Consider the following 26,374-nt stretch of genomic DNA (forward strand, 5'->3'; position numbering starts at 1 on the left):
ACATGACGATGAATCGACGACATTTTTCGCTGGCCGCCGGCGCGGCCGCCACGCTGGGCGGCTTCGGCATCGCCCGGGCACAGGGCGACACGCCGCTGGTGCTGGGCCAGTCGGCGCCGTTCAGCGGGCCGTCCGCCCAGCTGGGCATCCAGTTCAACCAGGGCGCCAAGCTGTTCCTGGACCAGTACAACGCCCAGCCGGGCCGCCGCAACCTGGTCATCAAGAACCTCGACGACGGCTACGAGCCCGACCGCTGCGCCGCCAACACGCAGAAGTTCATCGAGGAAGACGTGTTCGCCCTGTTCGGCTACGTCGGCACGCCCACCAGCCTGGCGGCGCTGCCGCTGGCGGTGAAGGACAAGGTGCCCTTCGTGGCCCCCTTCACCGGCGCGATGTCGCTGCGCGAGCCGTTCCAGAAGAACGTGTTCCACCTGCGCGCCTCCTACAACGACGAGACGGCGCTCATGGTGAAGCAGCTCACCCACCTGGGCCTGAAGAAGATCGCGGTCTTCTACCAGAACGACGCCTACGGCAAGGCCGGGCTCGACGGCGTGACGCTGGCGCTCGGCGAGCAGCAGCTCAAGCCGGTCGCACTGGCCACCGTGGAGCGCAACTCGGCCGACGTGGCCCAGGCCGTGAAGAAGATCGTGGCGGCGCGGCCCGACGCCGTGGTGCAGGTGGGCGCGTACAAGGCCTGCGCGACCTTCATCCGCGAAGCGCGCAAGGCGGGCTACGGCGGCACCTTCTTCAACATGTCCTTCGTGGGCACGCAGGCGCTGGCGGACGAACTGGGCAAGGACGCGGCCGGCGTGATGATCACCCAGGTGGTGCCCTCGCCCTACAACCAGGCCAATGCGCTGGCACGCGAGTTCGCCGAAGCGGTGCGCAAGGCCGGCAACGGCGCGAGCGCCAACTTCTCGAGCATGGAAGGCTACCTGGCCGCGAAGGTGCTGGTCGAGGGCCTGCGCAAGGCGCCGGGCAAGCCTGCGCGCGAGAGCCTCATTGCAGGGCTGGAGAGCATCGACCGCCAGCAGTTCGGCGGGTTCGAGGTGTCGTTCTCCTCGAAGAACCACGTGGCCTCGAAGTTCGTCGAACTGTCGATGCTGACCGGAGACGGCCGGGTCAGGACCTGAGGCCGTCCACCGCCTGGAACATCGCCTGGCGGGCCTGGCTGACGATCTGTCCGCGCCAGGCATCGGTGTCGGTATAGAAAGCTTCCACCATGCGCGCGCGGATGCTGTCCGCCAGGTCGGCCGGCGCCTCCGGGTGCTTGTGCAGCCAGTGGTCGGCGCGCAGCGCGCCGGTCACTTCCAGGATCGGCAGCGTGCCGTATTCGAGCGCGATGCCGGTGTACTCGGCCTGCGGGCACTCTTCATACATGGCGTCCCACATCAGCCCGCGCAGCAATGCGGAGGTCGACGACCCGTCGTAGATCGATGTGACCGGCGCGGCCGGCGTGCCCCACCACGCATTGGCGCGGGCGTAGGCGACCTTGTCGTCGCGGCAGGCGAAGATGCGCTCGCCCAAGCCGTTCGGGCCCAGGCCCGTGTGCAGGTCGATCCAGGCCACGCGCCGGGCCTTGCCCGCATGCCGCTTGAGCACGCCGCGGATGGTCTTGTTGCTCCAGGTCGGCGCCTTGCCGCCGAAGAACAGGCCGTCGTCGAACTGGTACTGGCCGCTGGTGACGGCCGCCTGGTAGGCGGTGGCGCCGTGCTTCTCGATCCACCTGGCCACGGCCGCCTGGTTCTCGGGCGTGGGCGGCCAGGTGGCGGGCAGCAGCAGTTCGTGCAGCTTGGCGTAGGGCTCGTTGACCGGCACCGGCTTCGAGAAATCGATGAAGTTGCGGTTCAGGTCGACGTTCTCGTGCGTGACGCGCCGGCCGTACGAAAAGCCGTGCGGGTTGAGCGCATGCACGTACAGCACCGCCACGCCCTGCGCCTTGGCCTTCTCGCGCCATTCGGCGTCGTGCAGCGCGAACACCTGCACGCCGCTGCCGCAGTGGCCTTCCACGCCATGGCAGGCGCTGGTGACGATCAGCAGATGCTCGGCATCGGCATTGCCGTCGAGCGCCACGTCCATCGACAGCTCCTCGCCGTCGCGCCCCTTGAGCGGATGCGCATGCGGCTCGACCGTGAGGCCGGCGCTCACGCAGGCCTGCAGGAACTTCTGGCGCGCCTGCGCATAGCGCGGCGAAAAGGCTTCGGGAATGGCGATCATCGGGCGGTCACTCCGCGGCGGCGCCGGGCTTGAGGAACTGCTCGGCGATCTGCACCCAGCAGGTGGCGCCCAGCGGAATCAGATCGTCGTTGAAGTCGTAGCTCGCGTTGTGCAGCGTGCACGGGCCTTCGCCGTGGTGCACGTCGCGGTGCGCGCCGTCGCCGTTGCCGATGAAGGCGTAGGCGCCGGGCTTGGCCTGCAGCATGAAGGCGAAGTCTTCCGAGGTCATGGCCGGTTCCTGCTTCAGCACGTTCTCGGGCCCGACGATGCCGCCCATCACGCGGCGCGCGAAGTCGGCCTCGGCCTCGGTGTTGACGGTGGGCGGGTAGTAGCGTTCGAAGCGGAACTCGCAGGTGGCGTCGTGCGCGGCGCAGATGTTGTCGGCGATCTGCTTCATCTTCGCCTCGATCAGGTCCAGCACCTCCAGCGAGAAGGTGCGCACCGTGCCCGACAGCTCGCAGTTGTCGGGGATCACGTTGTTGGCTTCGCCCGCATGGATGGTGGTGACCGAGATCACGGCCGAATCGGTCGGCTTCATCTTGCGCGTGAGGATGGTCTGGAAGGCCTGCACGATCTCGCAGGCAATCGGCACCGGGTCGATGCCGGTCTGCGGCAGCGCCGCATGGCCGCCCTTGCCGACCACGTTGACGAAGAACTTGTTGCCCGACGCCATCACCGGCCCGGGGCTCACCGCGAACTGGCCGGCCTTCATGCCGGGCCAGTTGTGCATGCCGAAGACAGCATCCATGGGGAACTGCTCGAACAGCCCTTCCTTGATCATTTCGCGGGCACCGCCGCCGCCCTCTTCCGCCGGCTGGAAGATCAGGTACACGGTGCCGTCGAAGTTGCGGTTCTTTGCCAGGTGCTGCGCGGCCGCCAGCAGCATGGCGGTGTGGCCGTCGTGGCCGCAGGCGTGCATCTTTCCGTGGTGCTTGCTGGCGTGGGCGAAGGTGTTGAGCTCGGTGACGGGCAACGCGTCCATGTCGGCGCGCAGGCCGACGGCGCGGCTGCTGGTGCCGTTCCTGACGATGCCCACCACCCCGGTGGTGCCGAGCCCCCGGTGGATGGGAATGCCCCATTCGGTGAGCTTGCCTGCCACCACGTCGGCGGTGCGGACTTCTTCGAAGCAGAGTTCGGGATGGGCGTGGAGGTCACGTCGCACGGCGGCGATGCCGGCCGCCTGCGTGACGAGCGAATCGATGAGTTTCATGGCGTGGAGGTCTCAAAATGCCAGTCTATACAGTCTGCCCGCCCGGGGCACCGCGTAGATACACGCAGCCCGCGCACCCGCTCAGTGCGCGGCATGCCAGAAGCCCCGGTGCGGTGCGGCCGCCTCGTCCTCGAGCAGCGGGCCGACCACCTCGACCTTGTGCTGCCCGCGCACGAACACCTCGCGGCAGGGCAGCGAGAAGGTCGGGTTCTCGGGGTGATCGCCGGTCAGGCCCAGCAGCGTGTGTTCCGACAGCGCATAGACCACGCGGCCGATGTTCGTCCAGTAGATGGCGCCCGCGCACATGCAGCAGGGCTCGGCGCTGGTGAACAGCGTGCAGCGCGCCAGCTGCTCGGGCGTGAGCAGCCGCGCGGCCTGCGCGGCGGCCACCAGTTCGGCGTGCTGGGTGGGGTCGCCCTCGGGCGGCATCGAGTTGTTGCCGGCGCTGGCGACGACCTCGCCGTGTTCGTCGGCCACCAGGGCGGCGAAGGGATGGCGACCGCGCGCCTTCGATTCGTCCGACAGGCGGATGGCCATGCGCAGCAGTTCGAGGTCGCGCGCGGAGAGCTCGGCCGGCGTGGCGGGATTTGCGTGAGCGTTCATGGAAATGTTCGGGATAAAAAAAGAGGCGGGACGCCCCGGATCGATGCACCACAAGCGTGGCAGATCATCGCCGAGCACCCGGCGGCATGGCCACGTGCACGCATCGTGCCGACTTCCGGGAGAATGCGGCGCATGCTCCACACGCTTTCCCCCCAAAGCCTCCTGCTGGCCCAGACCCTGGTGCGCATGAACACCGTCAGTGCCAACAGCAACCTCGACCTGATCGACTTCGCGCAGAGCCACCTGAAGGCCCTGGGCGTGCAAAGCCGCATCACCTACAACGCCGAGCGCACCAAGGCCAACCTGTTCGCCACGCTGGGCGAAGGCAAGCCGGCCGGCGTCATCGTCTCGGGCCATACCGACACGGTGCCCTGGGACGGGCAGGACTGGAGCGTCGACCCGCTCTCGGCCGTCGTGCAGAACGAGCGCCTCTACGGGCGCGGCTCGGCCGACATGAAGAGCTTCATCGCCATCGCGCTGGCGAATGCCCATCGCTTCCTCGAAAGCGATTCGCCCTTCGCGGTGCACTTCGCGTTCAGCTATGAGGAAGAGATCGGCTGCTTCGGCGTGAAGGAACTGATCGCCGACATGCGCGACGCCGGCATCAAGCCGCTGGCCTGCATCGTGGGCGAGCCCACCAGCATGGTGCCGGCCATCGCGCACAAGGGCGTGTACCGCTACAAGTGCTGCGTGCGCGGCAAGGAGGCGCACTCGTCGCTTACGCCGAAGTCGGTCAACGCCATCGAGATGGCGGCGCGCGTGATCGGCAAGGTGCGCGACATGGCGGAGGACTTCGAGCGCAACGAACCGCGCTACGAGGGCTTCGACGTGCCCTTCAGCACCGCCAGCGTGGGCCAGTTCCATGGCGGCATCGCCGACAACGTGGTGCCGCGCGACGCGGAGTTCCGCTACGAGTTCCGAGACCTGCCCACGGCCGACGCCGGGCAGATGCAGGCCAAGGTGGTGGCCTATGCAGGCAGCCTGGAGCCCGCCATGAAGAAGGTGGCGCCCGACGCGGGCTTCAGCTTCGAGACGATCTGCGAGATTCCGAGTTTCCTGGGCGCGGCGGACAACCCGGTCACGAAGCTGGCGCAGCGCCTGTCGGGCGAAGAAGGCACCACGCTGGTGGCTTTCGGCACCGAGGCGGGCCTGTTCAAGAACGCCGGCATTCCCACGGTGGTGTGCGGGCCGGGCAGCATCGAGCAGGCGCACCAGCCGGACGAGTTCGTGAGCCTGGAGCAGCTCGCGCGCTGCGAGCTGTTCATGGAGCGGCTGGCTTCTTCTCCTGCCATCGGCTGACGTGTGTCGGGTGGGGACCGTCGTTTTTCGGGGCGCGCTCACGCCGACGGGGGACATTCGCGGAGGGGAGCACCCAGCGCCCTGTGCGCACACCCCGAACCAAACTAACACGGCCCTCAATTGAAAGAACAAAGCAACGGCCTGCAGCAAATGAAGCGCATGGCACTTGGCCTGCTGTGCGGCGCCGCCGTGCTCTATGCGGTAGCCAGCGTGCTGCATGCGCAGCACCCCGCCTGGGGCTACGTCGCCGCGTTCGCCGAGGCCGCGATGGTCGGCGCCATTGCAGACTGGTTCGCGGTGGTGGCGCTGTTTCGCCATCCGCTGGGCCTGCCGATTCCGCACACGGCCATCATCCCCAGCAACAAGGACCGCATCGGCGCCAAGCTCGCCGGTTTCATCTGCGACAACTTCCTGAGCACCGCGCAGGTGCTGGGCAAGCTGAGGGAATTCGACACGGCCGGCCGCATCGCCGGCTGGCTGGCCCGGCCCGAGAGCGGCCGGAAACTCGGCGAATGGGGCGTGGCGGCCACGCGCTACGGGCTCACCGCATTCGACGACGAACGGGTGCGCGACTTCATGGGCCGCGCCGCTGCCGCCGGCCTCGAGAAAATCGACCTCTCTCGCCTCACCGGCCAGGCGCTCGACGCGCTCACCGCGGGCGGGCGCCACCAGGCGCTGCTCGACGACGTGTTGCAGCAGGTGGCCGGCCTGCTCGAAGGCGAGGAGGTGCAGGCGCACATCACCGAAGCCATTGCGCGCGAAATCAAGACGCTGCGCTACGTGGGCCTCGACCAGGTGGCCGCCAAGCTGGCCACGCGCAAGATCGTGGCGGCCGTGGCGCACACCATCGGCGAACTGGCGGCCGAGCCCGACCACCCGATGCGCCGGCGCTTCGACCACTTCGTCGACGACTTCGTGGTGCGCCTGAAGCTCGACCCCGAGTTCCAGCAGCGCGGCGAGCAGATCCGCGCCGAACTCATCGCGCACCCGGCCCTCGGCGACTACCTGCACGGGCTTTGGGGCGAACTGCTCGCATGGCTGCACGACGACCTGGGTCGCGGCGACTCGACCATCGGCCAGCGCATCGCCTCGATGGCAGGTGCGCTGGGCACCCGGCTGCAGGGCGACGAAGCCATCCGCCGCTGGATCAACGAGCAGATCGAGGCCGCCGCGCCGCTGGCCATCGAGCGCTACCGCGAGGACATCCGCCGCTACATCGAGCAGCGCGTGGGCGAGTGGAACGCGCAGGAGATGACGGTGGAACTGGAGCGGCACATCGGGCGCGACCTGCAGTTCATCCGCATCAACGGCACGCTGGTGGGCGGGCTGGTGGGGCTGCTGATCCACACCGTCACGCAGCTGCTGCGCGGCTAGGCCGCGGCTGAATGGCGGCTGAAGGCCGCGGGTAATCCACAGCAAACGAAAGTCCGCATGCTGTCCCTGGCGCGACGCCGTGGACACGTTCGGCTCCTAGACTGTTTCGCGAATACAGAAACAGAAGAGGAGAAGAACCCATGCACCGCAGATACCTTCGCGCCGCCGTGATGGCCGCACCCCTTGCACTGCTGGCCGCCTGCGGCACGGTGATGCCGCCGGCCTCCGCGCCGCCCGCGTCGGCGCCGCTGGCCGCATCGCCCGCGCTGCCTCCGGCTGCGACACCGCCCACGCGCCCCGCCGCCTGGGCCGCGCCCGAGGTGCTGGTCGCGCCGTCGTCGTTCGCGGGCGTGCACGGCCTGGCGATCGACGCCAAGGGCCGGCTGCTCGCGGGCTCCGTGCTGGGCAACACGCTGTGGGAGGTTGACCGCGCCACCGGCGCCGCCAAGGTGCTCATCGACGCGCCCGAAGGCCAGGCCGACGACATCGCCGTCGGCCCGAACGGCGAACTGGCGTGGACCAACTACCTCATGGGCAAGCTGCGCTACCGCGAGCACGACGGCGCACCGCTGCGCGTGCTGGCCAAGGACCTGCCCGGCCTCAACTCGCTGGACTTCGACCGCCGCAACGGCAGGCTCTACGCCTCGCAGGTGTTCCTGGGCGACGCGCTGTGGGAAATCGACCGCGCGGGCCAGAAGCCGCCGCGGCTCATCAAGAAGGACATGGGCGGCTTCAACGGCTTCGAGGTCGGCCCCGACGGCATGCTCTACGGGCCGCTGTGGTTCAAGGGCCAGGTCGTGAAGATCGACCCGGCCGACGGCCGCATGGCGGTGATCGCGGACGGCTTCCAGGTGCCGGCCGCCGCCAACCTCGACGGGAAGGGCAACCTCTGGGTGGTGGATGCGCGCAGCGGCGAGCTGGTGCGGGTGGAACTGGCCAGCGGGCGCAAGACCGTGGCCAAACAGTTGCGGCCTTCGCTCGACAACCTGGCCATCGCATCGGACGGCACGATCTACGTGTCGAACATGGCCAACAACGAGATCCAGGCCTTCGACCTCGCCACCGGCGCGCTGCGCACGCTCACCAGCGGCAAGGTGGCGGTGCCGGCGGGCATGAAGATCGACGGCAACGACCTCTGGGTGGCCGACGTCTTCGGCTTCCGCCGGGTCGACGTGCGCACGGGCGAGGTGCAAGACGTGTTCCGCATGCAGCGCGACCCGGAGCTCGACTACCCGTTCGCGGTCGGCCTGTCGCCGAAGCTGTTCGCGCTGAGTTCGTGGTTCACCGGCTCGGTGCAGCTGGTGGACCGCCGCACGCTCAAGACCGTGGAAGTGATCCACGGCCTGAAGGCGCCGTTCGACGCCATTCCCATGCCGGACGGCAGCGTGATCTACGCCGAGATCGCCACCGGCGCCATCACCCACGCCAGCGGGCCGAAGTTTGCCGAGAAGTCAGTGCTTGCCAGCGGCCTGAGCGGCCCGGTGCAGATGGTGCTGGGCCAGGACGGCGCGCTCTACGTGACCGAGGCGGCCGGCAAGCTGCTGCGCATTCCGCTGGACGCCAGCGCGCCCCTGCGCACAGTGGCCGACGGGCTGGCGCTGCCCGAGGGCCTGGCGCAGACCCCCTGGGGCAGCTTCATCGTGGCCGAGAGCGCGGCGCGCCGGCTGGTCGAGATCGACCCGGCCGACGGCAGCCGGCGCACCGTCGCGGACAACCTGCCGATCGGCCTGGCACCCGGCCCGGGCCTGCCGCCCCCGTATGTGGTGACGGGCGTTGCCGTGGGCGCCGACGGCACCGTCTACATGGCGGCAGACCGCAACAACGCGATCTATCGAATCCGCGCTGCAAGGTAGGTAACAGAAGGTGTAATTTTCCTGTTTACTTTTTAAAACAATCATTACAAACTGATCGGGACGTCCCAACGGCGTCCCGATCGCATCCGGTTGTCGGGAGTCTGCGAGGCGTCTTCTTCTTGAAAGGGAACTGCATGACTCCGCTTGTCGTAGGCCAATTGCTCTCGCCCGAATACACACCGGGCATGGTCGCCCTCTCCTTCCTCATCTCCTTCGCCGGCTCGCTGGTGGCGCTGATCTGCGCGCGGCGCATGATCGGGCCCGACGGCAAGCCCAATCTCGCGGTCGTGGCCTGCGCCGCCGTGGCGCTGGGCGGCATCGGCATCTGGTCGATGCACTTCATCGGCATGCTGGCGTACCGGCTGCCGGTGCCCGTCTCCTACAACATGCCGCTCACGGTGGTGTCGCTGGTGGCGGCCATCCTGATCTCGGGCATCGCGCTCTACATGGCCGGCGGACGGCGCCACTTCAGCCGCTCGGGCTGGCTGGCGGGCAGCCTGCTGGCCGGGCTCGGCGTGTGCGTGATGCACTACATGGGCATGTACGCCATGAACATGCGCGCATCGATTTCCTTCGACATCGCGACGGTGGCGCTGTCGGCGGTCATTGCCATCACCGCCGCCGCAGCCGCGCTGTGGCTGGCGTTCAACCTGCGCAGGTTCACGCACCAGGTCGCGGCCGCGGCGGTGATGGGCGTGGCGGTGTGCACCATGCACTACGTGGGCATGAGCGCGGCCAGCATGATCTGCACCGCGAGCGCACCCGCCGACGCACTGGCCATCGGCGGCAGTTCCATGGGCCTCATCGTGTTCGGCACGGCCGGCTCGGTACTGATCTTCATCTACTGGGTGGTCACCGGCAGCAGCCTCGACACGCCGGTCGCCACAGGGCGGCGCGCACGCCTGAACTGACGCGCGCCGGCCAACCAGCTAGTTGGCGCAAGCGGGCGCGAGGGCCCGCTTCTACAGTCCGTGCAGAACGAAAACACACGATCCGCACAGACTCCCATGCCCGTCATCGAATCCCGGCTGCACGCTGCCAGCGACACCTTCCAGGCCAACCGCACCGGCATGCTCGCGCTGCTCGACCAGGTGCGCGCGCACGAGGCCCGCGCCGCGGCGGCGTCGGGCGCGTCGGCCGAGCGCTTCGCCAGGCGCGGGCAGCTGCTGCCGCGCGAACGCCTTGCGCTGCTGCTGGACACCGGCGCGCCCTTCCTGCCGCTGGCCACGCTCGCGGGGCTGGGCCACGACAACCCCGACCTGTCGAAGAGCGTGCCCGGCGGCGGGCTGCTGTCGGGCATCGGCCAGGTGTCGGGCGTGCGCTGCATGGTCAACGCCTCCGACTCCGGCATCGACGCCGGCGCGCTGCAGCCCATGGGCCTGGACAAGCAGCTGCGCGTGCAGGAGATCGCGCTGGAGAACAAGCTGCCCTATGTGCAGCTGGTGGAAAGCGCCGGCGCCAACCTGATGCAGTACCGCGTGCAGGACTTCGTGCGCGGCGGCAACATCTTCCGCAACCTCGCGCGGCTCTCGGCCGCCGGGCTGCCGGTGGTGACGGTGACGCACGGCTCCTCGACCGCCGGCGGCGCCTACCAGACCGGCCTGTCCGACTACATCGTGATGGTGCGCGACCGCACCCGCGCCTTCCTGGCGGGCCCGCCGCTGCTGAAGGCCGCCACCGGCGAGATCGCCACCGAGGAAGAGCTGGGCGGCGCCGTGATGCACACCCACATCTCGGGCCTGGGCGACTACCTGGCCGAAGACGACCGCGACGCCATCCGCATCGCGCGCTCGATCCTCGGCGGCATCGACTGGGCGCGCCACGAAGCGCCGCGCCGGTTCGCGCCGCCGCGCTACGACGCCGAAGACCTGCTGGGCATCATGCCCAGCGACGGACGGCGGCCGGTGGACATGCGCGAGGTCATCGCGCGCATCGCCGACGGCTCGGAGTTCCTGGAGTTCAGCGAGCACTACGGCAGCGCCACCGTCTGCGGCCACATCCGGCTGGAAGGGCATGCGGTCGGCATCATCACCAACAACGGCCCGATCGACTCCGACGGCGCGACCAAGGCCACGCACTTCATCCAGGCCTGCTGCCAGTCGCGCACACCCATCGTCTACCTGCAGAACATCACCGGCTACATGGTGGGCCGCGCGCACGAGGAGGCCGGCATCATCAAGCACGGCGCCAAGATGATCCAGGCCGTGACCAACGCCAGCGTGCCTCAGATCACGCTGCACTGCGGCGCCTCCTACGGCGCGGGCAACTACGGCATGTGCGGACGGGGCTTCGCGCCGCGCTTCTGCTTCAGCTGGCCCAACGCGCGCACCGCGGTGATGGGCGGCGAGCAGGCCGCGAAGACCATGGCCATCGTCATGGAAGCAGGCATGGCGCGCAAGGGCGCCGTGGACCAGGCGAAGATCGACGCGATGCAGCAGCAGGTCGTCGAGCGCTTCGACCGGCAGATGAGCGTCTTCACCACCAGCGCGCTGCTGCTGGACGACGGCGTGATCGACCCGCGCGACACCCGCGCGGTGCTGGCCGAGGTTCTCTCGGTATGCCGCGACGCCGACGCGCGCGTGCCGCAACCCATGCAGTTTTCGGTGGCCCGGCCATGAGCACGAACTTCCAGAAGATCCTTATCGCGAACCGCGGCGAGATCGCGGTTCGCGTGATGCGCAGCGCGCGTGCCATGGGCCGGCGCACCGTCGCCGTTTACTCCACCGCGGATGCCGACGCCGAGCACGTGCGGCAGGCCGACGAGGCGGTGTGGATCGGTGAATCGCTGCCCGCGCAGAGCTACCTGAACATCGCCGCCATCATCGATGCGGCACGCACGAGCGGCGCCGATGCGGTGCACCCGGGCTACGGCTTCCTGGCGGAGAACGCCGCGTTCGCGCAGGCCTGCCGCGACGCCGGGCTGGTGTTCATCGGGCCTTCTCCGCAAGCCATTCGCGCGATGGGTGACAAGGCCGGTGCCAAGCGGCTGATGCAGGCGGCGGGCGTGCCGTGCATTCCGGGCTACCAGGGCGAAGACCAGGGCGCCGCCAGGCTCGCGGCGGAAGCCGCGCGCATCGGCTGGCCCGTGATGATCAAGGCGACGGCGGGCGGCGGCGGACGCGGCATGCGGCTGGTCGCTTCTGCCGAAGGCTTCGCCGATGCGCTGCAGAGTGCGCAGTCCGAGGCGCTCAACGCCTTCGGCGACGCGACGGTGATCCTGGAGCGCGCCATCGTCGCGCCGCGCCACATCGAGATCCAGGTGTTCGCCGACCGGCACGGCAACGCGATCCACCTCGGCGAGCGCGACTGCTCGGTGCAGCGGCGGCACCAGAAGGTGATCGAGGAAGCGCCCTCGCCTGCCGTGTCCGAGACGCTGCGCCAGCGCATGGGCGCGACGGCCATCGCCGCCGCCAAGGCCATCGCCTACGAAGGCGCGGGCACGCTCGAATTCCTGCTCGACGCCGACGGCCAGTACTGGTTCATGGAAATGAACACGCGCCTGCAGGTGGAGCACCCGGTGACAGAGGCGGTGACGGGCCTGGACCTGGTCGAGCTGCAACTGCGCGTGGCGGCCGGCGAGCCCCTGCCGCTCGCGCAGCAGGACGTGCGCATCGCCGGCCACGCCATCGAAGTGCGGCTGTGCGCCGAAGACCCGTTGCAGGGTTTCATGCCGCAGAGCGGCACGCTCTCCGCATGGCGGCCTTCGCCGGCGCTTCGCACCGAACATGCGCTGCGCGACGGCGCGGCAGTGCCGCCGTTCTACGACTCGATGGTCGCCAAGCTCGTGGCGCACGGCCGTACGCGCGACGAAGCCCGCCGCAAGCTGATCGCCGGCCTGGGCGACACCGTGGCGCTGGGCGTCGCGACCAACCAGCAGTTGCTGCAACGCGCGCTTTCGCACGAGGTGTTCGCCGGCGGCGGCGCGACGACCGCCTTCATTGCCGATCACCTCGATTCGCTGCTCGCGTCCGATGAGGCCGCCGACACGCAGGCCGCCTTGCTCGCCGCATTGCTGCTGCAACTGGGCGAGCGCGGCTGGCCCTCATCGCTCGCGCACACGCTGCCGAACGCGCTGCGCTTTTCGCTCGACGGCGTGGTGCACGCTGCCCGCGTGATGCCGTGCGGCGCGGGCCGCTTCGACATCGCGCTCGACGAATCCGCGCCGGCACAGGTCGCGTTGCTCGCGCTGCCCGGCGACGGCACGCTGCGCTTCTCTTGCGGCGGGCTCTCGGAGCAGTCCTTCGTCGTGCGCGACGCGGGCCGCGTGAGCTTCCATTTCCGCGGCCGGGCCTTCCAGCTCGACGACCTCACGCATGCCGCCGTCGCACGCGCCGATGCGGCGGACGGCGACGGCCTGCTGCGCGCATCGATGAACGGCCGCGTCATCGCGCTGCTCGCGGCCGAAGGCGACACCGTCGCTGCCGGGCAGCCGCTCGTCACGCTGGAGGCCATGAAGATGGAGCATGTGCATTGCGCCCCGCGCGCCGGCCGCGTCGCCGCGCTGCACGTGGCGGTGGGCGCGCAGGTCGCGGCCCGCCACGTGGTGGCGGAGATCGCCGACGCCTGACGAATAAACCGGCCGCAGCCCTTTGCGCAGTTTCAAGAAAGCATTTCGAATGAACGCCTCCCCTGCGAGCTACCGCTCCATCTTCACGCCCGGCCTGTTCGGCGGGCAGGTCATCGTGGTGACGGGCGGCGGCTCGGGCATCGGCCGCTGCACCGCGCACGAACTCGCATCGCTCGGCGCGCAGGTGGTGCTGGTCGGCCGCAAGCCCGAGAAGCTGGAAGCGGTGAAGGCCGAGATCGAGTCCGCCGGCGGCAAGGCCGCGACGCAGGCCTTCGACATCCGGCACGAAGACGCGGTGCGCGACGCCGTGCGCGCCATCGTCGCGGCGCACGGCCGCGTCGACGGACTGGTGAACAACGCGGGCGGCCAATACATCACGCCGCTGGCGGACATCTCGGCCAAGGGCTGGGAAGCGGTGATCCACACCAACCTCACGGGCGGCTTCCTTGTCGCGCGCGAGTGCTTCGTGCAGAGCATGCGCTCGCACGGCGGCGCCATCGTCAACATCGTGGCCGACATATGGGGGTCGATGCCCAACATGGGCCACAGCGGCGCGGCGCGCGCGGGCATGGTGAGCTTCACCGAGACCGCCGCGCTCGAATGGGCCGCGAACGGCGTGCGCGTGAACGCGGTGGCGCCGGGCTACATCGCCTCCAGCGGCATGGACCACTACCCGCCCGAGGCCGGCGACATGCTGCGCGCCATGCGCAAGACCGTGCCCGCGGGCCGCTTCGGCACCGAGGCCGAGACCTCCGCCGCCATCGCGTTCCTGCTGAGCCCCGCGGCCAGCTTCATCAGCGGCAGCGTGCTGCGCGTGGACGGCGCGCGGCCGCAGGTGCGCATGGGCTGGCCGATGGCGCTGCCGGACGCGCAGGCCCGGCAGCGCCCCGCCGTGAAGCCTTACGACGGATTCCACCTCGCGCAGACGCCGCGGGTGTTCCAGGACAAGTGAAGAACGAAAGACCGGAGACACACCTCATGCAGTACACGCACGAACACCTAGAGATCCAGAAAACGCTGCGCCGCTTCATCGACGAAGAAATCAACCCGCGCGTGGACGAATGGGAAGAAGCCGAGATCTTTCCCGCGCACGAGGTCTTCAAGAAGCTCGGCAACCTGGGCCTGCTGGGCCTGAACAAGCCCGAGGCCTTCGGCGGCGGCGGGCTCGACTATTCGTATGCGATGGCCATGGCCGAGGCGCTGGGCCACATCAGCTGCGGCGGCGTGCCGATGGCCATCGGCGTGCAGACCGACATGTGCACGCCGGCGCTCGCGCGCTTCGGCAGCGACGAACTGCGCCGCGAGTTCCTGGCGCCGGCCATCGCGGGCGACATGGTCGGCTGCATCGGCGTGAGCGAGCCCGGCGCTGGCAGCGACGTGGCGGGCCTGAAGAGCCATGCGCGCAAGGACGGCGGCGACTACCTCATCAGCGGCCAGAAGATGTGGATCACCAACAGCCTGCAGGCCGACTGGATGTGCATGCTGGTCAACACCAGCGACGGGCCGGTGCACCGCAACAAGTCGCTCGTGATGGTGCCGATGGACAGCCCCGGCATCGAGAAGGCGAAGAAGATCCGCAAGATCGGCATGAATTCGAGCGACACCGGGCTCATCTACTTCGACAACGTGCGCGTGCCGCAGCGCTACCGCGTGGGCGAGGAAGGCCAGGGCTTCGTCTACCAGATGCAGCAGTTCCAGGAAGAGCGGCTGTGGGCGGCGGCGAGTTCGCTGGAGCCGATGGAAGACTGCATCGCGCAGACCATCGAATGGGCTCAGCAGCGCAGCATGTTCGGCGCCACGCTGGCCGACCAGCAGTGGGTGCAGTTCAAGCTGGCCGAACTCAAGACCGAGGTGGAGGCGCTGCGCGCGCTCACCTACCGCGCCTGCGACCTGCATGTGCAGGGCCAGGACGTGCTCGAGCTCGCGTCGATGGCCAAGCTCAAGACCGGCCGCCTCACGCGGCAGGTGGCCGACACCTGCCTGCAGTTCTGGGGTGGCATGGGCTTCACGCTGGAGAACCGCGTGTCGCGGCTGTACCGCGACGGCCGGCTGGGCTCCATCGGCGGCGGCGCGGACGAGGTGATGCTGGGCATCCTCGCGAAGACCATGGGCATCGCCAAGCGGCCGCCGCGCGGCTGAACACGGCATGGACGCCGAACTGCAGGCCGACCGCGCAGCACTCGCCGACACCGTGCGGCGCTTCGCCGAGAACGAGATCGCACCGAACGTGCAGGCGTGGGACGACGCGGGCGAGTTTCCGCGTGAGCTTTACGCGCGCGCCGCCGAACTGGGCCTGCTCGGGCTGGGCTACCCCGAAGCGCTGGGCGGCACGCCGGCCTCGTATGCGCTCAAGCTGCCGGCATGGGTCGCGCTCGCGCGCCACGGCAGGAGCGGCGGCGTGCTCGCGAGCCTGTTCTCGCACAACATCGGACTGCCGCCGGTGGTGCTGCATGGCAGCGAAGCGGTGCGCCAGGAAGTGGTGCCGCCGGTGCTGCGCGGCGAGAAGATCGCGGCGCTGGCCATCACCGAGCCCGGCGGCGGCTCCGACGTGGCCGCGCTGCGTACCACGGCTCGGCGAGTCCCGGACGGCGATGGCGACCACTACGTGGTGAACGGCGAGAAGACTTTCATCACCTCGGGCATGCGCGCCGACTGGATCACCGTGGCGGCCCGCACCGGCGAAGGACGCGGCGCGGGCGGCATCTCGATGCTGCTGGTGCCGGGCGATGCACCGGGCCTCTCGCGCACGCGCCTGTCGAAGATGGGCTGGCTGTGCTCCGACACCGCCACGCTGCACTTCGACGACGTGCGCGTGCCCGCGCGCTACCTGCTGGGCGAGGAAGGCGCGGGCTTCCGCATGGTCATGGGCAATTTCAACGGCGAGCGCATCGGCCTCGCGGCGGGCGCGCTGGGCTTCGCGCAGGCCTGCCTCGACGAGGCGCTGGCCTGGGCGCGCGAACGCAAGGCTTTCGGTGCCGCACTCATCGAACATCAGGCGGTGCGCCACAAGCTGGTCGACATGCAGATGCGCATCGCCTCCACCGAGGCCTGGATCGAGGCGGTGTCGGCCGACGGCGACGCGCTGGAGGCCGCCGGGCGCTTCAACGCACCCGAATGGGTGGCGCAGATCTGCCTGCTGAAGAACCACGCCACGCAGACCATGCAGTTCTGCGCCGACCAGGCGGTGCAGATCCTGGGCGGCATGGGCTTCATGCGCGGCACGGTCAGCGAGCGCATCTACCGCGAGGTGAAGGTGATGATGATCGGCGGGGGTGCCGAGGACATCATGAAGGAGCTGGCGGCGAGGCAGCTGGGCTGGTAGGGCCCCTGCCGCATCCTCTCTGTTCAGCCTTCGCTCTTGCCGCCGGCAGTGTCGCGTACCGCGGCTTTCGCGGCCGCCGCGCGCAGCTTGTCCTTCTTGCTCGGCCGCTTGCCCTTGATGCCGCCCGTGCCCGACGCGTCGACCACCGGCGGCGCAACCTCCGTCGGCTCGAAGCCTTCGACCTGCTCGCGCGGCAGGCTCAGGCCCTGGCGCTTCTCGATGAGGCGGAAGTGAGCCTCGCTCGCCGCGCTCACGAAGCTGATCGCCAGGCCGCTCTCGCCCGCGCGGCCGGTTCTGCCGATGCGGTGGATGTAGTCGGTCGGCGAGCGCGGCAGGTCGTAGTTGATGACCACCGGCAGCTGCGCGATGTCGATGCCGCGCGCGGCCAGGTCGGTGGCGATGACCACGTCCCAGCGGCTCTGCTTGAACTGCGCCAGGATGTCGGTTCGCGTGCCCTGCGCGATGTCGCCGTGGAAGGGCACGGCGTAGATGCCGTTCTTGTAGAGCTTCTCGGCCACGGTCTGCGCGGCATGCTGCGTGGCGACGAAGACCAGCACCCGGTCCCACTCGCCTTCGTGCTGCTTGAGCAGGTGGCGCAGCAGCTGCGTGCGGCGTGCGGCATCGACCTCGATCACGCGCTGCACGATGTTGGGCTCGGTGCCGGGCTCGCCCTGCACGTCGATGACGGCGGGGTCGCGCAGCGTGGCGTCGGCCAGCGCCTGGATGGCGGGCGGGAAGGTGGCGGAGAACAGCAGGTTCTGGCGCTGCTTCGGCAGCATCGCGAGGATGCGGCCCAGCTCTTCGGCGAAGCCGAGGTCGAACAGGCGGTCGGCCTCGTCGAGCACCAGCGTGGCGACGGCGTCCAGCCGCAGCGCGTTGTGGTCGGCCAGATCGAGCAGCCGGCCGGGGGTGGCGACGACGATATCGGCGCCGCCGCGCAGGCTCATCATCTGCGGGTTGATCGACACGCCGCCGAAGGCAACGACGATCTTCAGCCGTTCGGGCAGGTGCTGCGCGAGGCTGCGCAGGGTCTCGCCGACCTGGGCCGCGAGCTCGCGCGTGGGCACCAGCACCAGGGCGCGCACGCGGCGCGAGGCGCCCTGCGGTCGCTCGGCGCCCAGGCGCTGCAGCAGCGGCAGGGAAAATGCGGCGGTCTTGCCGGAGCCGGTCTGCGCCGAGCCCCGCACGTCGCGGCCCTGCAGAATCGCGGGGATGGCCGCGGCCTGGATGGCGGTCGGTGCGGCATAGCCGCTTTCGGCGGCGGCGTGCACGAGCGCGGGGGCCAGGCCCAGTGAATCGAATGGCATGTGAGCAGACAGAGAGAGAAACCCGGTAACAGAGAAGAGATGGATCGAATGGCGACGACGAAAAGCAATCCGGCCGGCAGCACCCTGGTGTATTCCACCGAGGCGGGCGGGCGCATGTGCCCCGGCTGCGGGGCGCCGGTGGCGCAGTGCCGCTGCAAGGAACTCAAGGCGCGCCTGCCGGCCACTGACGGCATTGTGCGTGTATCGCACGAGACCAAGGGACGCAAAGGCAAGGGCGTGACGGTGGTCAAGGGCGTCGCGCTCGATGCCGCGGGGCTCACGGCGCTGGGCAAGCAGCTGAAAACGGCCTGCGGCTCGGGCGGCACGGTGAAGGACGGCGTGATCGAGATCCAGGGCGACCACCGCGAACTGGTGATCGCGGCGCTCGTTAAGCAGGGCCACACGGTCAAGCGCGCCGGCGGCTAGAACGGGAAAACCGCCTATGAACCCCGAAGACCTGCAGCGGCTCGTGACGCTCCAAATGCCTTTCGGCAAGCACAAGGGCACGCTGATTGCCGATTTGCCCGGAAATTACCTGACCTGGTTTGCACGCGAGGGTTTTCCCTCAGGAGAAATTGGCCGGCTGCTGGCCTTGATGCATGAAATAGACCACAACGGGCTCTCGGACCTGCTCAAACCGTTGCGAAACCGCCCGTCGCCCCGCGATGTTTCTCAATAACACACGAATTTCCCACCCTTTTTGCAATTGGGCTGGATAATCCGGCTTACGTGTCTGTGAGCTTCGTCTCCCGTGCACGTATTTTGGTGATCGGTCAGTTTCGCGCCACAGCGCATTTTGTTTGTTGTGATTCTGGGACTCCATCGCTTTGTCTTGTTGGTTTGAATTAGGAGTCCCTCAATGGGCAAGAAACTCTACGTAGGCAACCTCGCCTACTCCGTGCGTGACAACGACCTGGAACAGGCTTTCGGCGAGTTCGGCTCGATCGTCAGCGCCAAGGTCATGATGGAACGTGACACCGGCCGTTCGAAGGGCTTCGGCTTCGTCGAAATGGGTTCGGATGCTGAAGCACTCTCCGCTATCGAAGCCATGAACGGCCACTCGCTGCAGGGCCGCGCCCTGACGGTGAACGAAGCCCGTCCGATGGAAGCTCGTCCCCCCCGCACCGGCGGTGGCGGCGGCTACGGTGGTGGTGGCGGCGGTGGCGGCTACGGCGGTGGTGGTGGCGGCTACGGCGGCGGCGGCGGTGGCCGCAGCGGTGATGGCGGCGGCTACGGCGGCGGCGGCGGTGGCCGCGGCGGCTACTAAGCCCTCACCCGCACTCCGAGAGCTCCGGCTCTCTGAATGAAAAGAAAGCTCCTTCGGGAGCTTTTTTCGTTTCAGGGCGAGCGAAGCCGGCCGGGACAACCCTTGCCCTGCGGTACGCATTTGTTCGTACCGTGCCGGTCAGCCAACGGTCAGGCCCGCGGAACGACCCTCGTCTCTCCATAACAAGAGGAGAGAGACAGTGCGCATCAAGAGCCAGGCAGACTTCTTTTCAGGAGTCATGTTCACCACCGTGGGGGGCGCATTCGCGATCGGCGCGACCACCTACACCGTCGGCAACGGCGCCCGCATGGGCCCCGGCTACTTCCCGTTGATGCTCGGCATCCTGCTGGCCGTCCTCGGGATCATCATCATGTTCCAGGCGATGGTGGTGGAGACCACCGACGGCGACCCGATCGGCAAATGGGCCTGGAAGCCGCTGGCCTTCGTGCTCGGCGCCAACCTGGCCTTCGGTGTGCTGCTGGGCGGCCTGCCCAGCATCGGCGTGCCGGCCATGGGCATGATCATCGCGATCTACGCGCTCACGATCATCTCGAGCATGGCGGGCGAGCACTTCAAGCTGCGCGACGTGCTGGTTCTCGCGACCATCCTGGCGGCCGGCAGCTATGTGGCCTTCATCTGGGCGCTGAAACTCCAGATCCAGGTCTGGCCCACATTCATTTCGGGCTGAGGAGAGAAACACCATGGACCTGATCCACAACCTCTCCATCGGTTTCGGCGTTGCCTTCACCTTCACCAACCTGCTGTACTGCCTGGTCGGCTGCATCCTGGGCACGCTGATCGGCGTGCTGCCCGGCATCGGCCCGGTCGCGACCATCGCGATGCTGCTGCCCGCCACCTACGCGCTGCCCCCCGTGTCGGCGCTGATCATGCTGGCCGGCATCTACTACGGCGCACAGTACGGCGGCTCCACCACCGCCATCCTGGTGAACCTGCCGGGCGAGTCTTCGTCGGTGGTCACCTGCATCGACGGCTACCAGATGGCCAGGCAGGGCCGCGCGGGTCCGGCGCTCGCCGCGGCGGGCCTGGGCTCGTTCTTCGCGGGCTGCGTGGGCACGCTGATCCTGGCTGCCTTCGCGCCGCCGCTGACCGAGCTGGCCTTCAAGTTCGGCCCGGCCGAGTATTTCTCGCTGATGGTGCTGGGCCTGATCGGCGCGGTGGTGCTGGCTTCCGGCTCGCTGATCAAGGCGGTGGCCATGATCGTGCTGGGCCTGCTGCTGGGCATCGTCGGCACCGACGTGAACTCCGGCGTGGCGCGCTACAGCTTCGACATTCCGGAACTCACCGACGGCATCGGCTTCGTGGTCATCGCCATGGGCGTGTTCGGCTACGGCGAAATCATCGGCAACCTCTCGCAGCCGGACGACGAGCGCGAAGTGTTCACGCACAAGGTCAAGGGCCTGTGGCCGACCAAGGACGACTTCAAGCGCATGCTGCCCGCGGTGCTGCGCGGCACTGCGCTGGGTTCGGCACTGGGCATCCTGCCTGGCGGCGGCGCGCTGCTGGCCTCATTCGCCTCTTATGCGCTGGAGAAGAAGATCAAGATGCGCCCCGGCGAAGTGCCCTTCGGCAAGGGCAACATCCGCGGCGTGGCGTCGCCAGAATCGGCCAACAACGCCGGCGCGCAGACCTCCTTCATCCCGCTGCTGACGCTGGGCATTCCGCCCAACGCGGTGATGGCGCTGATGGTGGGTGCCATGACGATCCACAACATCCAGCCGGGCCCGCAGGTGATGACCAGCAACCCCGAGCTGTTCTGGGGCCTGATCGCCTCGATGTGGATCGGCAACGCGATGCTGATCATCCTGAACCTGCCGCTGATCGGCATGTGGATCAAGCTGCTGACGGTGCCCTACAAGTTCCTGTTCCCGGCCATCGTGCTGTTCTGCGCCATCGGCGTGTACTCGACCAACAACAACACCTTCGACGTGTGGATGGTGGCGGCCTTCGGCTTCATCGGCTACCTGTTCATCAAGCTGCGCACCGAGCCGGCGCCGCTGCTGCTGGGCTTCATCCTGGGGCCGATGATGGAAGAGAACCTGCGGCGCGCGCTGCTGCTGTCGCGCGGCGCCTGGAGCGTGTTCGTCACGCGGCCGCTGTCGGCCGGGCTGCTGGTGGCTGCGGTGGCGCTGCTGGGCATCGTGCTGCTCCCGGCCATCAAAGCCAAGCGCGAGGAAGCTTTCGTGGAGGAATAGGCTCGCCCCCAGGCTGCGCGGCACTTCGTGTCGCTTCGCCTTCCCCCTACCGGGGGCAACACCTGCGGCCCGGCAGAGCCGGTTCCGCGGTGTTTCTGGAAAGAAACGGCCCGGGGTTCCGGGCCGTTTTCATTTGAGGAACGCGTCGTAGGCGGTCTTGAGGATCAGCGCGCTCACCACCACGATGAACACCACCCGCACGAAGCCCGCGCCGTGCTTCATTGCCACGCGGGTGCCGAGCAGGCTGCCCGCCACGTTGGCGACCGCCATCGCCAGCCCGTAGTGCCACCAGACGTGGCCCTTGGCGGCCAGCAATATCAGCGCGGCGGCGTTGGTCAGGGTGTTGATGATCTTGGCCGAGGCCGAGGCGTTGAGGAAGTCATAGCCCATCCAGCGCACGAACAGGAACACCAGGAAGCTGCCGGCGCCCGGGCCGAAGAAGCCGTCGTAGAACCCGATCGACAGGCCGATGGTGCAGGCCGCCAGCGTCTCGGCGCGGCCGCTGAAGCGCGGCGCATGCAGCCGGCCCATGTCCTTGCGCGCCAGGGTGTAGAGCAGCACGCCCAGCAGGATGACCGGCAGCGCGCGGCGCAGGAAGTCGCCCGGAAACAGCGTGACGCCCCAGGCGCCCAGCATGGAGCCGACGAAACCGAGCAGCGCGGCCGGCCACAGGGCGCCCCAGCGCATCTTCACCCGCTGGCTGAATTGCGCGGCGGCGGCGGCCGTGCCCCATATCGACGCACTCTTGTTGGTGCCCAGCAGCGTGGCCGGTGGTGCGCCCGGGAACACGGCAAACAATGCCGGCACCAGGATCAGCCCACCTCCGCCCACGATCGAATCGACAAAACCCGCGAGCAGCGAGGCGCCCGTCACCACCAGCATTTCCATAGGGGACGGATTCTCTCACCGGGGGTGGCGCTATCAAAAAAGTAGCAGGAGACGCCGGCGCTTCAGGCCGCGCGGGCATAAAAAAGGCGCCGACCAGCGGCGCCTTTCAAACTCAAACACGGCATCTCGTACGGAGCCTTTGAAGCATTTTTTTCTAGTTGCTTGGAAACTGTCTCCTCGGACCCTCGGCAGCACGAGCAGGGCCCGTTCGCGAGTGGCGTGACTTTAGGGCGTGCACCGGCCCAGTGCATTAGGAATTACCCGCTTTGCATTAAGTCGGAAGGCAGATTCGCAAACCAAAGTGTTTCTGCTGGTTAACGATGTGGCACGACTTGTGCACGTCCGGCCACAGCCCAACACTCGAAGAAGAAACGACCATGGCACTGGCATCGCAAGCCTCCATCAACGCGGCGGACACCGCCTGGATGATGACCTCGACCGCGCTGGTGCTGCTGATGACGCTGCCCGGCATCGCGCTCTTCTACGCGGGCATGGTGCGCCGCAAGAACGTGCTGGCCACGATGGCGGCCGTGGTGGCGGTCGCCGCGGCGGTGTCGCTGACGTGGTTCGCCGTGGGCTACTCGCTGGCTTTCACCGAGGGCTGGCCGTGGCTCGGCGGCGCGGGCCGCTTCTGGTTCTCGGGCTTCGAATACCTGAAGGAAGCCGGCCAGGTCGCGGTGAGCCACGTGGCGCCCAACGTGCCGGAGTCGGTCTACGCGATGTTCCAGCTGACCTTCGCGATCATCACCACCGCGCTGGTGCTCGGCGCCTTCGTCGAGCGCATGCGCTTCTCGGCGGTGCTGTGGTTCGCGTTGCTGTGGAGCGTGCTGGTCTATGCGCCGATCGCGCACTGGGTGTGGGAGCCGGGCGGCTGGCTCGCGCAGATGGGCGCGCTCGACTTCGCGGGCGGCTCGGTGGTGCACGTCAACGCCGGCATCGCCGGGCTGGTGTGCGCCTATGCGCTGGGTCCGCGCAAGGGCTACGGGCGCGAGGCTTTCGAGCCCTACAACCTGGCTTTCACCATGATGGGCGCGGGCCTGCTGTGGGTCGGCTGGTTCGGCTTCAATGCGGGCTCGGCGGTGGCGGCCGACGGGCGCGCCGGCCTGGCGATGCTGGTGACGCACATCGCGGCGGCTGCCGGCGCCATGAGCTGGATGCTCGGCGAGTGGATCGTGCGGCGCAGCCCCTCGCTGCTGGGCCTGTGCTCGGGCCTGGTGGCCGGGCTGGTGGCCATCACGCCGGCGGCCGGCTTCGTCACGCCGCCGGCGGCACTGGCCATCGGCGCCATCGCGGGCCTGGCCTGCTACTGGGGCGCCACCGGGCTGAAGCACATGCTGGGTGCGGACGACTCGCTCGACGTGTTCGGCGTGCACGGCATCGGGGGCATCGTGGGCGCACTGCTCACGGGCGTGTTCGCCGACGCGCGCATCTCGGGCGCCACCGGCGACGTGCTGACGCAGGCGATCGCGGTCGGCAGCGTGGCGATCTACAGCGCAACGGGGACGGCGGTGGTGCTTTTCCTGGTGCACGTGCTGGTCGGGCTGCGCGTGGAGGCCGACAGCGAAGTACTGGGCCTCGATCTTGCACAGCACAAGGAACAACTGGGGAGTTGATCCACCGACGGAGGAACCATGCCATCCATGTCCGAAAGCGAACGCATCGCCCTCGCCGCCCGCCTTCACGTGGCGCTGCGGCGAAAGCACGGGCGCGTGACCGACACCGAGTGGATGGCGACCAACGCCGAGTACGCCGCCGAGATCGTGCGCATGACGCGCGCGCACGCGGCCGACACCAAGGACGAGGAGCTCTACCAGCTCGCCACGCGGCTGGAGCAGGCGATGGAGCCGCTGGCGCGCGCGGCCCGGCTGGCGGCGCGGCAGCCCGATGGCCAGCCGCCCACGCCGCCGCCGCGCTATGTGGGCGGGCTGCGCTGAGGCGCCAGCCGGCCCCGGCTCGTCAGCTCACTCCAGCGCTTCGCAGGCCGCGGCAATGCGCGCGCAGGCCTCTTCCAGCTGCGCCATCGACGTCGCATAGGAGATGCGGAAGTACGGCGCCAGCCCGAACACGCTGCCCGGCACCACCGCCACTTCGAAGTCCTGCAGCAGGTAGCGGCAGAAGTCGCTGTCGCTTTGCAGCACGTCACCGCCGCGGGTGCGCTTGCCGAGCACGCCGGCGCAGCTTGCGAAGGTGTAGAACGCGCCCTCCGGCACGCGGCAGCCCAGGCCCGGCGCGCGGTTGAGCGCGGCCACCACGAAATCGCGGCGCGCCTGGAAGTCGGCGCAGCGCTCCGCCACGATGTCCTGCGGGCCGGTCAGCGCCTCGATGGCCGCGGCCTGGCTGATCGACGACGGGCACGATGTCGTCTGGCTCTGCACCACGGCCATGGCCGCGACCAGCGCGCGCGGACCCGCGCCGTAGCCGACGCGCCAGCCGGTCATGGCGTAGGCCTTCGACACGCCGTTGACCGTCAGCGTGCGCTCGCGCAGGCGCGGCTCCACCACCGCCGGCGTCGCGAACGCGAGCCCGTCGTAGAGGATGTGCTCGTAGATGTCGTCCGCCAGCACCCACACGCGCGGATGGCGCAGCAGCACGTCGCACAGCGGCTGGAGTTGCGCCGCGCTGTAGGCCGCGCCGCTCGGGTTCGACGGCGAGTTAAGGAAGATCCAGCGCGTGCGCGGCGTGATCGCGGCTTCCAGCTGCGCGGCGTCGAGCCGGAAGCCGTTGGCCTCGGTGCAGGCCACCGGCACCGGCACGCCGCCGCAGACCTGCACGATGTCGGCATAGGAGGTCCAGTACGGCGCGGGCAGGATCACCTCGTCGCCCGGGTCCAGGCTGGCCATCATCGCGTTGAAGATGACCTGCTTGGCGCCCGCGCTCACGCTGATCTCGTCGAGCGCGAACTCGAGCGCGTTGTCGCGCCTGAATTTCAGCTGCACCGCCGCCTTCATGGCCGGGCTGCCGTCGAGCACGGTGTAGCGCGTGTCGCCGCGGCCGATGGCGCGCACCGCGGCGTCGCGCACGTTCTGCGGCGTGTCGAAGTCGGGCTCGCCCGCGCCCAGCACGATCACCGGGCGGCCCGCACGCCTGAGCGCGTTGGCATGGTCGGTGATGCGCAGGATCTCCGAGACGCCGATGGCGCGCACGCGCTGCGCCGGCTCGAAGACGCCAGGGGCCGTTGCTGCGGTGTCCGTGGTCACTTGGCGTAGGCCTCCAGCGGCTTGTCGTTGGGCTCGGCCATCAGCTGCCTGAGCGTGGCGCTCATGGGCAGGTTCAGGCTGGTGTTCTTCGGCGGAATCGCGGCCACGAACCACTTGGTGTAGATCTTCTCGAGCTCGCCGCTCTTCATCATGCGGCGCAGCGAGTCGTCCACCGCCGCCTTGAAGGCCGGGTCGTCCTTGCGGAACAGCAGCGCGATCGGCTCGGAGCCCAGCGCCTCGCCGACGATGCGGTACGCGGCGGGGTCCTTCGAGTTGGCGATGATGCCGGCCAGCAGGTTGTCGTCGAGCACGAAGGCGTCGGCGCGGCCGGACTCCAGCTGCAGGAAGCTCTCGAGGTGGTCCTTGCCGAGCACGGTCTTGTACGACACGTTGTTCGTGCGCTCGCGCTTGCGCAGCAGCTGCACGGCGGTGGTGCCGGTCGAGGCCGACACGTTGCGGCCCGAAAGCTGGTCGAGCGTGGTGATGCCCGAATCGACCTTGGTGGCCATGCGCACTTCGCTCACGTAGGTGGTGAGGGCGAAGGCCACCAGCTGCTGGCGCGCCATGTTGTTGGTGGTCGGGCCGCAGCCGATGTCGAGCGTGCCGTTCTGCACCAGCGCAATGGTGTTCTGCGCGGTCACGGCCATGTACTCCAGCCTGGCCTGCGGCGCGATGTCCTTGAGCACGCGCTCGCACAGCTCGACGTGGTAGCCCACGTACTTCTCGCCCGCGCCCAGCATGTAGGCCATGGGCGGCGAGGCTTCGCGCACGCCGAGCACGGCCTTGCCGCTGGCCTTGATCTTGTCGAGCGTGCCGGTGGCGGTCTGCGCGGCGGCGCCGAACGCGAGCGCGAGCAGCGCGACGGCCGCGGCGGTCTTGAAGGGAATGTTCATGGGTCCTGTCTCCTGTGGTTTTGTGATCTGCAAGGCAAAGGCTGGCCCCGGGCAGCGGACAGCCCGTTCGCAAGACATGGCGCAACCGGCTTTGCCGGGCCGCCGATGTCGCCCCCGGAAGGGGGTTGGCGAAGCGACACGAAGTGCGCGAAGCCTGGGGGAGA

24 protein-coding genes are annotated in these 26,374 nt (G+C 68.8%); 17 read left to right on the plus strand and 7 right to left on the minus strand.

Features of this window, described 5'->3' with window-relative positions:
* Window positions 1-2 precede the first annotated feature (2 nt).
* The gene (locus QRN67_RS09420) at window positions 3-1,133 is read left to right on the plus strand and encodes an ABC transporter substrate-binding protein (RefSeq protein WP_081270688.1); all 1,131 of its coding nucleotides are present in this window, start codon (window positions 3-5) and stop codon (window positions 1,131-1,133) included.
* Here the strand turns inward: QRN67_RS09420 and QRN67_RS09425 are convergent.
* The 3 genes from QRN67_RS09425 to QRN67_RS09435 all read right to left on the minus strand — a co-directional run bounded on the left by QRN67_RS09425 (window position 1,123) and on the right by QRN67_RS09435 (window position 4,030).
* Window positions 1,123-2,217: a M14 family metallopeptidase gene (locus tag QRN67_RS09425; protein ID WP_081270687.1), complete on the minus strand. Its 1,095-nt coding sequence runs from the start codon at window positions 2,215-2,217 to the stop codon at window positions 1,123-1,125. The genes QRN67_RS09420 and QRN67_RS09425 overlap by 11 nt on opposite strands.
* Before the next feature lie 7 nt (window positions 2,218-2,224).
* The gene (locus QRN67_RS09430; RefSeq protein WP_081270686.1) at window positions 2,225-3,427 is read right to left on the minus strand and encodes a M20 aminoacylase family protein; all 1,203 of its coding nucleotides are present in this window, start codon (window positions 3,425-3,427) and stop codon (window positions 2,225-2,227) included.
* An 81-nt stretch (window positions 3,428-3,508) separates the two neighbouring features.
* Window positions 3,509-4,030: a nucleoside deaminase gene (locus tag QRN67_RS09435; RefSeq protein ID WP_081270685.1), complete on the minus strand. Its 522-nt coding sequence runs from the start codon at window positions 4,028-4,030 to the stop codon at window positions 3,509-3,511.
* A gap of 132 nt (window positions 4,031-4,162) precedes the next feature.
* On the opposite strand from QRN67_RS09435, the gene argE reads away from it, so the two are divergent.
* From argE to QRN67_RS09480, 9 genes are all read left to right on the plus strand, one after another.
* The gene (gene argE / locus QRN67_RS09440) at window positions 4,163-5,329 is read left to right on the plus strand and encodes an acetylornithine deacetylase (RefSeq protein ID WP_081270785.1); all 1,167 of its coding nucleotides are present in this window, start codon (window positions 4,163-4,165) and stop codon (window positions 5,327-5,329) included.
* A 159-nt stretch (window positions 5,330-5,488) separates the two neighbouring features.
* Window positions 5,489-6,703 (plus strand): DUF445 domain-containing protein, encoded by a 1,215-nt coding sequence (locus QRN67_RS09445; RefSeq protein WP_285411573.1) that lies wholly within the window; start codon window positions 5,489-5,491, stop codon window positions 6,701-6,703.
* Between the two features lie 140 nt (window positions 6,704-6,843).
* Window positions 6,844-8,556 (plus strand): NHL repeat-containing protein, encoded by a 1,713-nt coding sequence (locus tag QRN67_RS09450; RefSeq protein ID WP_285411574.1) that lies wholly within the window; start codon window positions 6,844-6,846, stop codon window positions 8,554-8,556.
* 134 nt (window positions 8,557-8,690) lie between these two features.
* Entirely contained in the window at window positions 8,691-9,467 is a 777-nt protein-coding gene (locus QRN67_RS09455; RefSeq protein ID WP_285411575.1) for an MHYT domain-containing protein, read from the plus strand.
* A 96-nt stretch (window positions 9,468-9,563) separates the two neighbouring features.
* Window positions 9,564-11,174 carry an acyl-CoA carboxylase subunit beta gene (locus tag QRN67_RS09460; RefSeq protein WP_285411576.1) on the plus strand — a complete coding sequence of 537 codons (1,611 nt, stop codon included), beginning with the start codon at window positions 9,564-9,566 and terminating at the stop codon, window positions 11,172-11,174.
* Window positions 11,171-13,123: an acetyl/propionyl/methylcrotonyl-CoA carboxylase subunit alpha gene (locus tag QRN67_RS09465; RefSeq protein ID WP_285411577.1), complete on the plus strand. Its 1,953-nt coding sequence runs from the start codon at window positions 11,171-11,173 to the stop codon at window positions 13,121-13,123. The genes QRN67_RS09460 and QRN67_RS09465 overlap by 4 nt, the downstream gene beginning before the upstream one ends.
* Window positions 13,124-13,172: 49 nt before the next feature.
* Window positions 13,173-14,075, plus strand: a complete 903-nt coding sequence (locus QRN67_RS09470; RefSeq protein WP_285411578.1) for an SDR family oxidoreductase — start codon at window positions 13,173-13,175, stop codon at window positions 14,073-14,075.
* Window positions 14,076-14,101: 26 nt separating this feature from the next.
* Window positions 14,102-15,262, plus strand: a complete 1,161-nt coding sequence (locus QRN67_RS09475) for an acyl-CoA dehydrogenase family protein (RefSeq protein ID WP_081270784.1) — start codon at window positions 14,102-14,104, stop codon at window positions 15,260-15,262.
* A 7-nt stretch (window positions 15,263-15,269) separates the two neighbouring features.
* A complete protein-coding gene (locus tag QRN67_RS09480) occupies window positions 15,270-16,445 on the plus strand; it encodes an acyl-CoA dehydrogenase family protein (protein ID WP_285411579.1) in 1,176 nt (391 codons plus the stop codon).
* A 23-nt stretch (window positions 16,446-16,468) separates the two neighbouring features.
* Here the strand turns inward: QRN67_RS09480 and QRN67_RS09485 are convergent, their stop codons facing one another.
* The gene (locus QRN67_RS09485; protein WP_285411580.1) at window positions 16,469-17,752 is read right to left on the minus strand and encodes a DEAD/DEAH box helicase; all 1,284 of its coding nucleotides are present in this window, start codon (window positions 17,750-17,752) and stop codon (window positions 16,469-16,471) included.
* A 48-nt stretch (window positions 17,753-17,800) separates the two neighbouring features.
* Between QRN67_RS09485 and QRN67_RS09490 the strand changes: the two genes are divergently transcribed.
* The 5 genes from QRN67_RS09490 (at window position 17,801) to QRN67_RS09510 (ending at window position 21,232) form a co-directional block, all read left to right on the plus strand.
* Window positions 17,801-18,178, plus strand: coding sequence for a translation initiation factor Sui1 (locus QRN67_RS09490; RefSeq protein ID WP_285411581.1), 378 nt, complete (start codon window positions 17,801-17,803; stop codon window positions 18,176-18,178).
* Between the two features lie 16 nt (window positions 18,179-18,194).
* The gene (locus QRN67_RS09495) at window positions 18,195-18,431 is read left to right on the plus strand and encodes a DUF3820 family protein (protein ID WP_081270675.1); all 237 of its coding nucleotides are present in this window, start codon (window positions 18,195-18,197) and stop codon (window positions 18,429-18,431) included.
* Between the two features lie 180 nt (window positions 18,432-18,611).
* On the plus strand, window positions 18,612-19,019 hold the full coding sequence (gene rbp / locus QRN67_RS09500; protein WP_285411582.1) for an RNA-binding regulator: 408 nt from the start codon (window positions 18,612-18,614) through the stop codon (window positions 19,017-19,019).
* Between the two features lie 199 nt (window positions 19,020-19,218).
* A complete protein-coding gene (locus QRN67_RS09505) occupies window positions 19,219-19,707 on the plus strand; it encodes a tripartite tricarboxylate transporter TctB family protein (RefSeq protein WP_081270673.1) in 489 nt (162 codons plus the stop codon).
* A 13-nt stretch (window positions 19,708-19,720) separates the two neighbouring features.
* The gene (locus QRN67_RS09510; protein WP_081270672.1) at window positions 19,721-21,232 is read left to right on the plus strand and encodes a tripartite tricarboxylate transporter permease; all 1,512 of its coding nucleotides are present in this window, start codon (window positions 19,721-19,723) and stop codon (window positions 21,230-21,232) included.
* A 129-nt stretch (window positions 21,233-21,361) separates the two neighbouring features.
* Here QRN67_RS09510 and QRN67_RS09515 read toward each other — a convergent pair whose 3' ends face one another.
* The gene (locus QRN67_RS09515) at window positions 21,362-22,120 is read right to left on the minus strand and encodes a TSUP family transporter (protein ID WP_285411583.1); all 759 of its coding nucleotides are present in this window, start codon (window positions 22,118-22,120) and stop codon (window positions 21,362-21,364) included.
* Between the two features lie 377 nt (window positions 22,121-22,497).
* Between QRN67_RS09515 and QRN67_RS09520 the strand changes: the two genes are divergently transcribed.
* Window positions 22,498-23,733 carry an ammonium transporter gene (locus QRN67_RS09520; RefSeq protein ID WP_285411584.1) on the plus strand — a complete coding sequence of 412 codons (1,236 nt, stop codon included), beginning with the start codon at window positions 22,498-22,500 and terminating at the stop codon, window positions 23,731-23,733.
* Window positions 23,734-23,751: 18 nt separating this feature from the next.
* Window positions 23,752-24,054: a hypothetical protein gene (locus QRN67_RS09525; protein WP_106936043.1), complete on the plus strand. Its 303-nt coding sequence runs from the start codon at window positions 23,752-23,754 to the stop codon at window positions 24,052-24,054.
* 27 nt (window positions 24,055-24,081) lie between these two features.
* Here QRN67_RS09525 and QRN67_RS09530 read toward each other — a convergent pair whose 3' ends face one another.
* Window positions 24,082-25,317 carry a pyridoxal phosphate-dependent aminotransferase gene (locus tag QRN67_RS09530; protein ID WP_285411585.1) on the minus strand — a complete coding sequence of 412 codons (1,236 nt, stop codon included), beginning with the start codon at window positions 25,315-25,317 and terminating at the stop codon, window positions 24,082-24,084.
* Entirely contained in the window at window positions 25,314-26,210 is an 897-nt protein-coding gene (locus QRN67_RS09535) for an amino acid ABC transporter substrate-binding protein (protein WP_081266958.1), read from the minus strand. The genes QRN67_RS09530 and QRN67_RS09535 overlap by 4 nt, the downstream gene beginning before the upstream one ends.
* Between the last annotated feature and the right edge of the window lie 164 nt (window positions 26,211-26,374).

This window comes from Variovorax sp. efr-133-TYG-130 (genome assembly GCF_030208835.1).
In the GTDB taxonomy this organism is placed as follows: domain Bacteria; phylum Pseudomonadota; class Gammaproteobacteria; order Burkholderiales; family Burkholderiaceae_C; genus Variovorax.

Coding starts and splice junctions, on each gene's coding strand:
- rbp (WP_285411582.1), top strand. CDS start 18,612: ATGGGCAAGAAACTCTACGTAGGCAACCTCGCCTACTCCGTGCGTGAC.
- argE (WP_081270785.1), top strand. CDS start 4,163: ATGCTCCACACGCTTTCCCCCCAAAGCCTCCTGCTGGCCCAGACCCTG.
- QRN67_RS09515 (WP_285411583.1), bottom strand. CDS start 22,120: ATGGAAATGCTGGTGGTGACGGGCGCCTCGCTGCTCGCGGGTTTTGTC.
- QRN67_RS09465 (WP_285411577.1), top strand. CDS start 11,171: ATGAGCACGAACTTCCAGAAGATCCTTATCGCGAACCGCGGCGAGATC.
- QRN67_RS09485 (WP_285411580.1), bottom strand. CDS start 17,752: ATGCCATTCGATTCACTGGGCCTGGCCCCCGCGCTCGTGCACGCCGCC.
- QRN67_RS09425 (WP_081270687.1), bottom strand. CDS start 2,217: ATGATCGCCATTCCCGAAGCCTTTTCGCCGCGCTATGCGCAGGCGCGC.
- QRN67_RS09445 (WP_285411573.1), top strand. CDS start 5,489: ATGGCACTTGGCCTGCTGTGCGGCGCCGCCGTGCTCTATGCGGTAGCC.
- QRN67_RS09495 (WP_081270675.1), top strand. CDS start 18,195: ATGAACCCCGAAGACCTGCAGCGGCTCGTGACGCTCCAAATGCCTTTC.
- QRN67_RS09490 (WP_285411581.1), top strand. CDS start 17,801: ATGGCGACGACGAAAAGCAATCCGGCCGGCAGCACCCTGGTGTATTCC.
- QRN67_RS09470 (WP_285411578.1), top strand. CDS start 13,173: ATGAACGCCTCCCCTGCGAGCTACCGCTCCATCTTCACGCCCGGCCTG.
- QRN67_RS09480 (WP_285411579.1), top strand. CDS start 15,270: ATGGACGCCGAACTGCAGGCCGACCGCGCAGCACTCGCCGACACCGTG.
- QRN67_RS09475 (WP_081270784.1), top strand. CDS start 14,102: ATGCAGTACACGCACGAACACCTAGAGATCCAGAAAACGCTGCGCCGC.
- QRN67_RS09460 (WP_285411576.1), top strand. CDS start 9,564: ATGCCCGTCATCGAATCCCGGCTGCACGCTGCCAGCGACACCTTCCAG.
- QRN67_RS09430 (WP_081270686.1), bottom strand. CDS start 3,427: ATGAAACTCATCGATTCGCTCGTCACGCAGGCGGCCGGCATCGCCGCC.
- QRN67_RS09450 (WP_285411574.1), top strand. CDS start 6,844: ATGCACCGCAGATACCTTCGCGCCGCCGTGATGGCCGCACCCCTTGCA.
- QRN67_RS09520 (WP_285411584.1), top strand. CDS start 22,498: ATGGCACTGGCATCGCAAGCCTCCATCAACGCGGCGGACACCGCCTGG.
- QRN67_RS09510 (WP_081270672.1), top strand. CDS start 19,721: ATGGACCTGATCCACAACCTCTCCATCGGTTTCGGCGTTGCCTTCACC.
- QRN67_RS09420 (WP_081270688.1), top strand. CDS start 3: ATGACGATGAATCGACGACATTTTTCGCTGGCCGCCGGCGCGGCCGCC.
- QRN67_RS09535 (WP_081266958.1), bottom strand. CDS start 26,210: ATGAACATTCCCTTCAAGACCGCCGCGGCCGTCGCGCTGCTCGCGCTC.
- QRN67_RS09435 (WP_081270685.1), bottom strand. CDS start 4,030: ATGAACGCTCACGCAAATCCCGCCACGCCGGCCGAGCTCTCCGCGCGC.
- QRN67_RS09455 (WP_285411575.1), top strand. CDS start 8,691: ATGACTCCGCTTGTCGTAGGCCAATTGCTCTCGCCCGAATACACACCG.
- QRN67_RS09525 (WP_106936043.1), top strand. CDS start 23,752: ATGCCATCCATGTCCGAAAGCGAACGCATCGCCCTCGCCGCCCGCCTT.